General features: G+C 68.6%; 10 protein-coding genes. 2 read left to right on the top strand and 8 right to left on the bottom strand.

Annotation, left to right across the window (positions count from 1 at the left end; translation table 11 throughout):
• Positions 1-92: 92 nt before the first annotated feature.
• The 4 genes from AB0E63_RS06070 to gcvT form a co-directional block, all read right to left on the bottom strand.
• The gene (locus tag AB0E63_RS06070; protein ID WP_360362095.1) at positions 93-1,850 is read right to left on the bottom strand and encodes an ABC transporter substrate-binding protein; all 1,758 of its coding nucleotides are present in this window, start codon (positions 1,848-1,850) and stop codon (positions 93-95) included.
• A gap of 41 nt (positions 1,851-1,891) precedes the next feature.
• Positions 1,892-2,899 carry an ABC transporter permease gene (locus tag AB0E63_RS06075; protein ID WP_360362098.1) on the bottom strand — a complete coding sequence of 336 codons (1,008 nt, stop codon included), beginning with the start codon at positions 2,897-2,899 and terminating at the stop codon, positions 1,892-1,894.
• Positions 2,900-3,251: 352 nt separating this feature from the next.
• Positions 3,252-6,137 carry a BTAD domain-containing putative transcriptional regulator gene (locus tag AB0E63_RS06080; protein ID WP_360362101.1) on the bottom strand — a complete coding sequence of 962 codons (2,886 nt, stop codon included), beginning with the start codon at positions 6,135-6,137 and terminating at the stop codon, positions 3,252-3,254.
• A 126-nt stretch (positions 6,138-6,263) separates the two neighbouring features.
• Positions 6,264-7,370 (bottom strand): glycine cleavage system aminomethyltransferase GcvT, encoded by a 1,107-nt coding sequence (gcvT, locus tag AB0E63_RS06085; protein ID WP_360362104.1) that lies wholly within the window; start codon positions 7,368-7,370, stop codon positions 6,264-6,266.
• A 98-nt stretch (positions 7,371-7,468) separates the two neighbouring features.
• On the opposite strand from gcvT, the gene AB0E63_RS06090 reads away from it, so the two are divergent.
• The gene (locus AB0E63_RS06090) at positions 7,469-8,965 is read left to right on the top strand and encodes a leucyl aminopeptidase (RefSeq protein ID WP_360362107.1); all 1,497 of its coding nucleotides are present in this window, start codon (positions 7,469-7,471) and stop codon (positions 8,963-8,965) included.
• Here the strand turns inward: AB0E63_RS06090 and AB0E63_RS06095 are convergent.
• The 3 genes from AB0E63_RS06095 to AB0E63_RS06105 form a co-directional block, all read right to left on the bottom strand.
• The gene (locus AB0E63_RS06095) at positions 8,954-9,286 is read right to left on the bottom strand and encodes a cupin domain-containing protein (RefSeq protein WP_360362110.1); all 333 of its coding nucleotides are present in this window, start codon (positions 9,284-9,286) and stop codon (positions 8,954-8,956) included. The genes AB0E63_RS06090 and AB0E63_RS06095 overlap by 12 nt on opposite strands.
• Before the next feature lies 1 nt (position 9,287).
• Positions 9,288-9,959, bottom strand: coding sequence for a DUF2848 family protein (locus AB0E63_RS06100; protein ID WP_360362112.1), 672 nt, complete (start codon positions 9,957-9,959; stop codon positions 9,288-9,290).
• A gap of 100 nt (positions 9,960-10,059) precedes the next feature.
• On the bottom strand, positions 10,060-10,698 hold the full coding sequence (locus tag AB0E63_RS06105) for a GntR family transcriptional regulator (RefSeq protein WP_360362115.1): 639 nt from the start codon (positions 10,696-10,698) through the stop codon (positions 10,060-10,062).
• Between the two features lie 29 nt (positions 10,699-10,727).
• Between AB0E63_RS06105 and AB0E63_RS06110 the strand changes: the two genes are divergently transcribed.
• Complete coding sequence (locus tag AB0E63_RS06110) at positions 10,728-11,498, top strand: carbon-nitrogen hydrolase family protein (protein ID WP_360362118.1); 771 nt, start codon at positions 10,728-10,730, stop codon at positions 11,496-11,498.
• 12 nt (positions 11,499-11,510) lie between these two features.
• Here AB0E63_RS06110 and AB0E63_RS06115 read toward each other — a convergent pair whose 3' ends face one another.
• On the bottom strand, positions 11,511-11,828 hold the full coding sequence (locus AB0E63_RS06115) for a hypothetical protein (RefSeq protein ID WP_360362121.1): 318 nt from the start codon (positions 11,826-11,828) through the stop codon (positions 11,511-11,513).
• Between the last annotated feature and the right edge of the window lie 122 nt (positions 11,829-11,950).

Raw genomic sequence — 11,950 nt, forward strand, 5'->3', positions numbered from 1 at the left:
CCGATCGCTGGCGGTGGCCGGACCGATACCGGTCCGGCCACCTACCTGCGATCAGAACGGACGCCTCACGGCTGTCCGGTCACTGGTACCGATCAGGGCTGCTTCAAGAACAGCGAGGTGAATTCGGGCATGCCCTGTGTCGGGTCGTTGATCGCGTTGCCGATGTTGGTACCGACCAGGAAGGCCGACCGCGACTGGTACTGCGGAAGAGCCGGCAGGTAGTCCTGCATGATCTTCTTGTCCAGGCCGATCCAGGACTTCTGCTTCAGGGCCTCGTTCGGGTCCATGTTCGAGACCTTGTCGATCTCCGCGTCCAGCGCCTTGTCCTCGAGCTGGCCGACGCTGTTGCCCAGGGCGATCGCGTCGGAGCGGAAGAGGACCGGGGCCCAGGACGAACCGCTCGGCCAGTCGGAGCACCAACCGGTCGGGGCCTTCAGCATGTTGACCGGAGCGTTCTGGTCACCGGTCACGGTGCGGATCTGAGCCTTCGGCACGCCGATGGCCTTGACCTTGAAGCCGGCGGCTTCCAGCTTCTGCTGGCGAACCTGGCTGCGCTGCGTCGCGATCTTGTCGTCGTTGGAGTAGTACCAGGACAACTCGAAGCCGACCGCGTTGGCGTCCGTCAGCATCTGCTTGGCCTTGACGGGGTCGCCGTCACCCTTGCCGTTCAGGCCCGGGATCTCGTAGTTCTCCCAGCCCGGAACCGACGGCGACATGTACGTCGAGGTCGCCGGCTCGGCCAGCGAGGTCCAGCCCGCGACCTTGCGCTCGGTGTCGAACGGGTAGGCCGCCGCGACGGCCTTGCGGACCGGCAACGGGATCTTCCGGGTGTCCATCGGGACCATCCGGTTACACGGCGTCTCGCCCTGGATGAGCTGAGCCTTGTTCTGGTCGGTCAGCTCGGGCACCAGCGTCGAGTCGATGTTGCTGTAGGTCAGCGCGCTCGCGTCCGGGCCGGAGCTGGCCAGGATCTGCCGCTGGATCTTCAGGGTGTCCAGACCGAACTTGAAGTCGTAACCGTCCAGGTACTGGTGGCGCACCGCGTCGGTGGCCGGGTCCCAGTTCGGGTTCTTGACCAGCTTGAGCTCGGTGCCGGGGTTGTACGAGTCGACCATGTACGGGCCGGTCGACAGCGGCTTCTGCTCGTAGTTCTGCTTGGTGTCCTTCGCCTTCGGGATCGGCGTGAACATCGTGAACGCCGCGAAGAACGGCATGTCCGGGAACGGCTTGGCCAGGTGGATGACCAGGGTGCTGTCGTCCGGAGTCTCGACGCCCGCGTAGGCGTCGCCGCCGGCGGCGTACGGGCCCTTGTACTTGTCGCCGTCCTTGAAGAACTGGATCTGGTACGCGGGTCCGGCGTCGTACAGGTCGTGAGCGAAGGAGCGCTTGATCGAGTACGCGAAGTCCTCGGCCTTGACCGGGGTGCCGTCGGAGTACTTGATGCCCTGCTTCAGCTTGAAGGTCCAGGTCAACTTGTCGTCCGACACCCTGCCCAGGTCCTCGGCCAGGTCGGGCACCAGGACGGGCTTGTGGTCCGGTCCGTCGAGCCGGTACTGGGTCAGCGCCCGGAAGTACAGCTTCTCGATCTGGAAACCGTCGACGTAGTAGGTGTTCGTCGGGTCGAAGGTGTCCGGAGTGACGTCCGACAGGATCGTCGCCGTTCCGCCCTTCTTGAACCCGTCGACGTCGGGCGCCGGGCCCTTGGCGGCCTCGTCGGTCACCTTCTCCTGGGTCGAGTTGGCCGGCCCGTTCGACTCACTCGAGGTACCGCTGTTCGAGGACGGGCTGCCACAGGCCACGGCGGCCAGCATGACCGTCGCCGCGACTGCGGTGATCCGTTTCCACTGCATGGTCGGGTTTCTCCTTTTCTGCCGCTGGGGCAATCGCCGTACTACCGGCGAGTCTTGGGGTCGAAGGCGTCCCGGATGGCGTCGCCGAGGAGGGCGAGCGCGAGCACCAGGATGGTGATCGCCGCAACCGGAAGCCACAGATACAACGGGTCGGCCTTGAACCAGTTCGTCGCGCTGGCGATCGTCTGGCCCCACGAGGGCCGGGGCTCGATCAAGCCGACGCCGAGGAAGGACAGCCCCGCTTCCGCGGTCACGTACGCCGGCAGCGCGAGGGAGGCCGAGATGACGATCGGGGCCACCAGGTTCGGCAGCAGTTCCTTGAACAGGATCCGCCGGGTCGAGACACCGATCGCCTTGGCGGCCAGGACGAACTCACGCTCGCGCAGCGACAGCACTTCGCCGCGGATGATGCGTGCCAGTCCGGCCCAGCCGAAGAACGACAGGACGAAGATCAGCACGTAGAACCTGGTACTGGCCTGTTCCTCGGGCGTCAGGTTGAAGGACCCGCCGCGCCAGGACTCGACGATCGGCACCATCGCGATGGCGAAGAGCAGGTACGGCAGGCTCAGCACGAAGTCGATGAACCAGGAGATCACCCGGTCGACCCAGCCGCCGAGGAAGCCGGCCAGCAGGCCCATCACGACACCGACCGTGGTGCCGAAGACGGTCGCCACGAACGCGACGATCAGCGACGGCCGGGCACCGTAGACCCAGCGGGCGAAGTTGTCCCGACCGGTCTTCGGCTCCACGCCGAACCAGTGATCGGGGGTGATGCCGATGGTCGGGAAGCCGAACTCGTCGACCAGCTCCGGGTGGAACGTCTGAACGTCGCCGCCCTCGAGCTTGGCCAGCAGCGGCGCGAAGATCGCCACCAGCACGAAGAACAGCACGATGCACACGCAGATCACGGCGACCTTGTCCTTGCGGAGCCGGTCGACTGCGATCCGGGTCGGGGACTTGCCGTGCGCCACGGTCGCCGCACGTACCGGTTCCGCCGACGCCGGGTGGTCCTCGATCCCTACGGTCGAGTCGGGTGACCCAATACTCATTCGCGCTCCGTCGCCTCTGTCAGCCGGATTTCGGTCCGTGGATCCGGCACCTATCGGGTGGATATCGTGCCGAAGCATCGCTCTGTGGCGGGCGGCCGTCAAATCCCCTTGACAGGCCAGTCCCCCACAACCGCGGGCTAGCCTGCCTGACACTGTGACACCAAACCAGCGGTGCCCGGCACGAGTGCACAAATCGTTACCGGAACAGGTACCGGAACGGAACATTTACGCCGATCCGTCACCCTGTGCAGTCATTCCTACGCAAAACGCGTCGGCACAGTCCAGCCAGCGGCCATTTTGTGCCAACTTATGACAGAGCGTAAGGAAACCTGGCAACGGGTAACGGTCACGCTTAGTAATGGCTTTCCGGCTCCTCAGGCCCGCGGGACCCCAACCCCAGCAGCTTCAACTGCCGATCCAGCTCGGACCTCTGGGCCTTGCGGGGATCGGATCGGACGGCCTCGCAGAGAATGCGGCGAGCCTCGCCCGGCCGGCCGGCCGCGAACGCCGACCGGGCCCGTCCGACGGCGTTCATGCCCTCTCCCCAGTCGTCCGGCCGCTGGGCGAAGATGTCCGCCGCACGACGCAGCAAGGCATCGGCCGGCTCCAGCTCATCGGCCGCGATCAGCGCCATTGCCTCGATGTTGTCCACATGGGCACCCCCCAGCTCGTCGCCGATCCGCTCGACGATCTCCCGGGCCGCGCCGATCACACCGGTCAGTTCCGCGAGGTGCGCGGCACCCAGATCGGCATCGCCGAGGAGCGACTCCCCGAGCATCACCAGGCGGATCGCGTGCAACCGGCTCCCCGGCTCGGTCTGGGCACAGATCTCGCGCCTGATCGCCTGTGCCTCGGACATCCGGCCGAGACTGTGGAGCGCCGAGCTTCGCTGATCCAGGGCGTTCAGCCTCGTCGATTCCGCTTCCGGGCTCGATTCGGCCAGCGCGAGCATCTGTTCCGCGACGTCCAGCTTGCGACCGAAGTCGCCTTGCGCGCCCGCGGCCCAGGCCACCTGATTGAGCGCGCGGACCCGCAGGACGACATCCCCGGCGCGCTCTGCCGAGTCCAGGCAGCGCTCCGCCAGCTGAGTCAGCTCGTCGGCCGACAGTCCACCGCTCTGGGCGTACGCCGCGAAGAGCCCGCGGTTCAGCTCGGCTTCCAGGTCGACGTCCCCGGAGGCGGCGGTGGCGTCACGTGTGGTCTGCAGGATGTACTGACGGGCCTCGCGGTGATCTCGGACCGCCAGGAACCCGTGCAGTCGCACGCCCAGTAGGCCGGCCATCCGGGGCCACCTCCGCACGCCGAGGTCGACGGCGGCCTGCAGCACCGGCAGCTCGATGTCGAACCAGCCGGCGCCGGCGCCGGCCGCCTCCACCGTCGCGTGCAGGAGTTGCTCATCCCCGGGATCGAAGTCCGCCCTGGTGGTGACCGCGTGATCGACCTGTGCGTCGGCGATGTGGACCAAGCGCAGAACAGTCTCGAGATAGCGCTGCTCGAGCTGCCCTAGTTGTTCCGCTTCGATGTTGCTCAGCAGTTCGATGCTGAGGGCGCGGACCAGGCCGTGGAGTCCGTAGCGGGGTGGAGTGAGGCGGCGGGGCTGGACGAGGCCGAGAGAGACGAGGGTGTCGAAGACGGCGGTCGCGGCGGGCTCGGTCAGCCCTAGCAGCGGGGCCGCGACCCAGGGTGCGAACTCGTCCGCACCGACCAGAGCCAGGCGGGCGAACAGTTGCCTGGCTTGCGCCGTGGCGACGCTCAGCGTGAGGTCCAGGCTGGCCCGGACGGCTCGGTCACCGGCGACCAGGTAGTCCAGCCGCTGTGACTCGTCGGCCAGCGTCTTGACCACGTCGGCGACGTCTTCGCGGATCAAGGCCAACCGGGCGCCGACGATGCGCAAGGCCAGCGGCAGCCCGGCGCAATGCGGTACGACGTCCGTCACACGGTCGGCGCGGATGCCTGACAACGCACCCAGCAGCTCAGCGCTCGTTGCGTCGGACAGCGGCGTGAGCTCGCGATGAGTGGCGTCTTCGAGGCCGAGCATCGGCTGTCGTGAGGTGACGATCACGCCACAGCCACCGCCGGCCGGGAGCAGTGGACGAAGCTGCCCGGCATCGAGGGCGTCGTCGAACACGAGTAGCACCCGCTTGTCGGCCAGCCGGCTCCGCAGCAACGCGGATCGAGCCTCCACCGCATCTGGGATCTCGCCACCGTCCGCCCCGAGGGACCGCAGCAACTGGCCGAGGAGCGTTCGTACCCCTGCCCCCTGCCCGTCCACGTCCTGCAGCCGCGCGAACAGTTGCCCGTCCGGATACGAGTCCGCCAGCTGATGGCCCAACCGCACGGCTGCCGCTGACTTCCCCGTCCCGGCAGCGCCGTACAGACAGACAACAGCCGGTACGCCGGGTTGCACGGCGCCGAGCAGGACACCGCACAGCTCTGTCAGTACGTCGTCCCGCCCGACGAGCAGGCCGATATCCGCGGGAAGCTCACGCGGGACCTGTGATCCCGTCGGCAGCTCGAGCGCCGGGTCCTGCCGGAGGATCGCAACCTGGAGGTCCCGTACCTCGGTCCCCGGCTCGACACCGAGCTCTTCGTCGAGATGCCGGACCAGCTCGGCATGCACGGCCAGAGCGTCGGCCTGGCGACCGGACCGGTACAACGCGAGCATCGAGGCCGCGGCGAACGACTCCCGCGTGGGCTGTGCCGCGGTCAGCTCGGCGAGTGCGGGCAGCAACTCCTGGTGGTGCCCGAGTGCAAGCTCAGTAGCCAGCCGAAGCTCCTCGGCCGCCCACCGCGCCTCTTCCAGTCCCCGGCACAATCGCCGCCGTACGTCCTCAGTAGTGACGTCTGCGAGAGCCGGGCCACGCCAGAGGGCCAACGCGTCCGTCAGCAGCTTGCTGCGCTGTTCCAGGTCGTCGTGCCGACGGGCTTGCTCTACAAGCGATCTGAACTGCTCGATGTCGGTGGTGCCCAGAGGTGTCTGGATCGCGTAGCCCTCGCGCCCGCTGGTGAGCTCGACGTCGAGCACAGTGCGCAGCCGAGAGATGTAGACCTGCAGAGCGCGCCGTGGGTTGGCGGGCATCGCCTCTGGCCAGAGCAGCTCGATCAACCGCTCTGCGGGCACCGCCTTGGCGGGCTCCAGCAGCAGCACCGCGAGGAGCAGCCGCTCCTGCCGGCGCTTCAGTCCGATCCGCTCGCCCTCGGACCAGATCTGGACCGGACCGAGCAGTCGGAACTCCACCGGGTCAGCATAAGGCTGTCCCGATGGCGGATGGTAAGCGCGCGGTAACAGCCCCGGTCCAGGATGCGAGCCTCACCGACGGAAGGGGACCGCCATGGCTCGGGCCTGGGACTGGGGCTGATCCGATCAGCTCTCCCGTACGTGCACGGTGACGAAGGGCGGCTTGACCACGTCGAACAGCTCCTGCCGTCCGCGGATGTCGACGGTCACCTGGTCGCCCTCCTTCACCGTCGCGTTGAGCAGTGCCAGCGCGATGCCCTTCTTCAGCGTCGGTGAGAAGGTGCCGGACGTCACCTCGCCGAGTGCGGTGCCGGACTGGTCGAGGACGGTCATGTGCGGCCGCGGGATGCCACGGCCGGCGGCCCGCAGACCCCGCAGGATCCGGGCCGGTCCACGTTCCTTCTCGGCTCGCAGCGCCTCGTCACCCCAGAAGTGCTCCTTCTTCCAGCCCACAGCCCATCCGGACCGCGCCTGCACCGGGGTGATGTCCGGAGTGATGTCCTGACCGTGCAGCGGGTAGCCCATCTCGGTCCGCAGCGTGTCTCGCGCTCCCAGTCCGGCCGGGACGATGCCGTGCGGCGCACCGGCTTCCAGCAGCGCGTCGAACACGCCGACGGCGGCAGCGTTCGGTACGACGAGCTCGTACCCGCGCTCGCCCGTGTAACCGGTCCGGCACACCACTACCGGCGTACCCGCGAAGTCGGCTACCGCAAAGGACATGTAGTCGTGTCCGGTCGGCAGACCGATCGCGGCCACAACGTCGTCGCTGTTCGTCCCCTGCACCGCGAGGATCGCGTAGTCGTCGTGGGTGTTGGTCACCACGACGCCTTCGGGCGCATCGGCCCGCAGCAGCCGGACCACCTCGGCGGTGTTGGCCGCGTTCGGGATCAGGAACACGTCGTCGTCGGCATGCAGGTAGGCGATCAGGTCGTCGACCACTCCGCCGCGCTCATTGCAGCACAGCGTGTACTGCGCCTGCCCTGGAGCGATCTTGCCGAGATCGTTGGTCAGGCACGCGTTCACGTACGCCGCGGCGCCCGGACCCTTGACGGTCGCCTTGCCCAGGTGACTCACGTCGAAGACACCGACCGACGTACGGACCGCGGTGTGCTCGGCCACGACACCGCCGTACTCCAGCGGCATCTCCCAGCCACCGAACTCGGCGAACTTCGCGCCGAGGGCGACATGACGCTCGTGCAGCGGGGACTTCTTCAACTCCGGCGACTCGGTCATGGAGGGGAAACTACCTGACGCGTAGCATGCGGGGGCAGCACGCACGTACCGTCACGACCGGCCCGCTGCCTGGCCGGTCAAGGAGGACTGAGGATTTCGTGACCACCATCACCCTGAGCAAGTCCGATGCGGCCGGTGTCAAGACCGACGCCGTGGTCATCGGCGTGGTCAAACTCGGCGGCAAGATCACCCTGCCGGCCGGCACCGAGTCGCTGAACGCCGCATACGGCGGGAAGCTGGTGGAGGTGCTGTCCGGCCTCGGCGCCACCGGCAAGGCCGGGGAGGTGACCAAGGTACCGGGGCCGAAGCCGGGCAAGTCGGCCACGCTGATCGCGGTCGGTCTCGGTGCGGCGCCCGACGGTGCGCTGAAGACCGAGGACCTGCGGACCGCGGCCGGTAGCGGTGTCCGGGCCGTCAAGACCGGCCAGTCGGTCGCGTTCGCGCTGCCGACGCCGGACGCCGAGTGCGTCCGCGCGATCGCTGAGGGAGCGCTGCTCGGCCGCTACTCGTTCACGGCCTACAAGTCGTCGGACGGCACCACCGAGGCACCCGGCAACGTGACCATCCTGACCGACCTGGCCCGGAACAAGGACGCCAAGGCCGCGCTCGAGCGGGCCGAGGTGACCGCCGACGCGGTCGCCCAGGTGCGCGACTGGGTGAACACCCCGCCCTCGGACCTGAACCCGGCCGACTTCGCCGCCGCGACCCTGAAGCTCGGCAAGGAGTACGGCGTCAAGGTCGAGGTGCTGGACGAGAAGGCCCTGCTCAAGGGCGGGTACGGCGGCATCCTCGGCGTCGGCCAGGGCTCGGCGAACCCGCCGCGGCTGATCCGGATCAGCTACGCGCCGAAGAAGCCGGTCACCCACCTGGCCTTCGTCGGCAAGGGCATCACGTTCGACTCCGGCGGCCTGTCGCTGAAGACCGCCAGCGGGATGGTCAGCATGAAGGCCGACATGGCCGGCGCCGCCGCGGTGATCGGCGCGACCGTCGCGATCGCCCGGCTCGGCCTGCCGGTCCAGGTCACCACGTACGCCGCGATGGCCGAGAACATGCCGTCCGGATCGGCGGCGCGGCCGTCCGACGTGCTGACCATGTACGGCGGCAAGACCGTCGAGGTGCTGAACACCGACGCCGAGGGCCGGCTCGTCCTCGGTGACGCCCTGGTCCGCGCCTCCGAGGACGAGCCGGACCTGATCGTCGACGTGGCCACCCTGACCGGCGCCTGTGTCGTTGCCCTGGGCACCAAGGTGGCCGGCGCGTTCGCGAACACCGACACCGCCCGGGATCGGGTCGTCGACGCCGCGGTCGCGGCCGGCGAGTCGATGTGGCCGCTGCCGATCCCGGCCGAGATGCTGGACAAGCTGAAGTCGCACTCGAAGGTCGCCGACCTGGCCAACATCACCGGCGAGCCTTGGGGCGGCGCGCTGGCGGCGGCCGCGTTCCTCGGCGACTTCGTTGCCGAGGGCATCGACTGGGTCCACCTGGACGTGGCCGGCCCGGCCTTCAACGAGGGCAGCGGCTCCGGCTACACCCCGGCCGGCGGCACGGGGTACGCCGTACGCACCCTGATCGAACTGGCCGCCTCAGCGAGCTGAGTACCGGACCTCGAGCATCGTGCAGCCGCCGACCGTGACGTACGGGCCGTGCGGCATGCCCGGTGGTCTGCACGCGTAGTCGCCAGGGCCGAACGTCTGCTCGAGGGTGAGATCGGTCAGCTCACCCTCGAGCAGGTACACCTCTTCCACGTACTCGTGCCGGATGACCTCGGTCCCGGACGTGGTACCAGGTGCCCAGCGAGCGAGCCTCGTCAGCGCGCCGTCCTGGGCATCGTGGCTGAGCACCTTTTCCGTGATGCCCCCGCCCGCGTCGGTCCACGGGCCGACAGCGGTTGCGAAGAACTCCTTCTGTTCCTTCACGTCACACCCAGGCCGGTGCGAGCTGCTCGACCGTGTACACGACCCGGCTGGTCAGACCCCGTGGGTCGGTCAGCTCCACGCGCCACGCATCGGCGAACTGGTCGACGCCCGCGATCATCGGAATCGTGCCGCTCAGCAGCACTGTGCCTGGCACCAGGCGATCGCCGAGCTCCTTCAACCAATACGACGGCGGCAGCAGCTGGCTCGCCGTACCGTCCTGGATGAGCTGCTCGGTGTCGCCGTGCCGGACCCAGGCCTTCAGGGTGAACTGATCCAGCTCGCGCTCGATCTGACCGAGCGGCCAGGCCACGTCGCCGAGCAGGTCCGGGGCGGATTGCTTGCTCCAGGCAACACCGTGCACCTCGAGCGCCCGGTCGGTGTGATCGCAGGCGGCCGCCAGCAGGAGGTCGTCCTCGCCGACGACGAGCGCCCACTCCGCCTCGCCTGACGTCTTGGCGTGCGCCACCTGAACGATGTCCGGCCGCCCGACCAGTGATGCGGACAGCGGGTAGAGCGTCGGGATGCGGCCCGGTGCCGGTACGCCGAACTCGGCCAGCTCGGCCACGTGGTGCCGGACCTGCGCCGTGTCACGACCGGCGTACCCCGCATTCAGGGCGTAGCGGACCTCGATGGCCCGCTCACTGCCGTCCGGAAGGGTGAACTGCAAGACCATCGCTCCTCCACCTCTTGCGTGAACATGTCGTATACAACGAGTATGGAGCACAGTCCCGAAGAGGTCCACTCGATGTCCAGGAGGAAGGAAGGTCTTGCGGTCAGCCCTGCATGAGGATCGAGCCGGTGGTGCCGAGGTGGCTGAGGATCGCCTTCTCGGCCGCGGCCGGATCGCCCGCCGCCAGGCCGTCGACGATGGCCTGGTGCTCCGCCAGGACGTCTTGCCGGCGGGTAGCGCTGCGCTGGAGGGCGACGACCCCGAGCAGCACGTGCTTGGCCCGCAGGTTCTCGTACAGCCGGCCGAGTACGGAGTTGCCACCCGCCGCGACCAGGAGCGCGTGGAACTGGCTGTCCAGCTCGATGAACGCCTTCGCGTCACCCTGCTCGACGATCGCCCGCTGCTGCTCGAGGATCCCGGACATCGCCTCGACAGGGGCCTCTCCTTCCGCGAGCGAGGTCGTCGCGGCCCAGCACTCGATCACGCCGCGCGCTTGCATCAACTCGGCGATCTCGCGGCCCGGCAGCGGGGCGACGAACGCACCGCGGTGCGGGACGAGCTGCACGAGGTCCTCGGCGGCGAGCATCAGCAACGCCTCGCGGACCGGCGTCCGGGAGATGCCGACCTCGGTCGCGACCACCTGCTCGTTGATGAACGTCCCCGACACCGCCGGGTCGCTCAGGACCGTCCCGCGCAGGTACTGATAGGCACGATCACGACCGGAGTCCCCGCTCAATTGCATACTCAACGTATACAGCCTCGGAGATCCTGATGACAGTTCTGCAGGTGGCCGCGGCCCAGCTCAGCAGCGGCCCGGACCCGATCGCCAACCTCGCCACGGCGACCGATGCGGTCCAGCAGGCGGCCTCCGAGGGCGCCGAGTTGGTCGTGCTCCCCGAGGCCACGTCGGCCTGCTTCGGCACCGACCTGCGCTCGGTCGCCGAGCCGTTGGACGGGCCGTTCGCGGCGGGTCTGAGGAAGGTAGCCGCCGATCTCGGGGTCGTGGTCGTGGCCGGCCTGTTCGAGCCGTCCGGGGACGGGCGGGTGCACAACACGTTGCTCGTCACGGGTCCTGGCGTGGAGACGTCGTACCGGAAGATCCACCTGTACGACGCATTCGGCTCGCGCGAGTCGGACACCGTTGCGCCGGGCAACGAGCTGGTGACGTTCGGGTGGCGGGACGTGACGATCGGGCTGGCGACCTGTTACGACCTGCGGTTCGCGGACCAGTTCACCGCACTCGGGCGGCTCGGCGCGGAGCTGATCGCCGTACCGGCGTCGTGGGGTGCGGGGCCTGGCAAGGAAGAGCAGTGGGACCTGCTGACCCGGGCGCGCGCCGCCGACGCCCAAGCCTGGCTGCTGGCTTGCGACCAGGCCTACGTGCCGCCGGTCGGCACCGATCCCCTGGGAATCGGCCGCAGCTCGGTCACCACTCCCCTGGGACAGACCTCGGCCCGCCTGGACGCCGCTGCCGGCACCCTGCACGCCACGATCGACACCGCAGTCGTGGCGCCGATCCGCGCCCGGGTGCCCATCCTCTAGGGCACGCCGTCTTCAGGCCAGGCCGTTCTTCTTCATGCGGGCGTTGTACTCACGCATGCGGGGCGGGTAGCCGACCACGGCCGCGTCGTACGACGGGATGCCGAGCTTGTTGGCGAAGTCGTGCGCCCAGCGGACCGACGGGACCCGGCGCCGGGTCCACTCGCCGTCGATGGCCACCAGTAACAGCGTGTACTCGGTCACCGCCGTCCGCGGCTCGACGAACCCCTCGACACCCTGGCGGGTCTGGGCGAACTCCCGCAGGTGCGCCTGATCGGGATTGTCCGACCGGCGCATCGTTCCGGCCTTCTGCCGGCGACCGAACCACTTCATGAGGTTAGTGTCCCCTATCCCGGCAAGTCCCCGGGAGAAAACTCCCGTAACGGTTCCGGTCACCAGCTGCGACCGGCCCGGGGGTGGCGTCAGGGGCGATCGGTGGAAAGATGACGCCGGGC

The sequence above is a fragment of the Kribbella sp. NPDC026596 genome (assembly GCF_040638415.1).
In the GTDB taxonomy this organism is placed as follows: domain Bacteria; phylum Actinomycetota; class Actinomycetes; order Propionibacteriales; family Kribbellaceae; genus Kribbella.

Bases quoted from the DNA above. Each gene is read 5' to 3' on its own strand.
- AB0E63_RS06070 (WP_360362095.1), bottom strand. From the start codon at position 1,850: ATGCAGTGGAAACGGATCACCGCAGTCGCGGCGACGGTCATGCTGGCC.
- AB0E63_RS06075 (WP_360362098.1), bottom strand. From the start codon at position 2,899: ATGAGTATTGGGTCACCCGACTCGACCGTAGGGATCGAGGACCACCCG.
- gcvT (WP_360362104.1), bottom strand. From the start codon at position 7,370: ATGACCGAGTCGCCGGAGTTGAAGAAGTCCCCGCTGCACGAGCGTCAT.
- AB0E63_RS06100 (WP_360362112.1), bottom strand. From the start codon at position 9,959: ATGGTCTTGCAGTTCACCCTTCCGGACGGCAGTGAGCGGGCCATCGAG.
- AB0E63_RS06105 (WP_360362115.1), bottom strand. From the start codon at position 10,698: ATGCAATTGAGCGGGGACTCCGGTCGTGATCGTGCCTATCAGTACCTG.
- AB0E63_RS06110 (WP_360362118.1), top strand. From the start codon at position 10,728: ATGACAGTTCTGCAGGTGGCCGCGGCCCAGCTCAGCAGCGGCCCGGAC.
- AB0E63_RS06115 (WP_360362121.1), bottom strand. From the start codon at position 11,828: ATGAAGTGGTTCGGTCGCCGGCAGAAGGCCGGAACGATGCGCCGGTCG.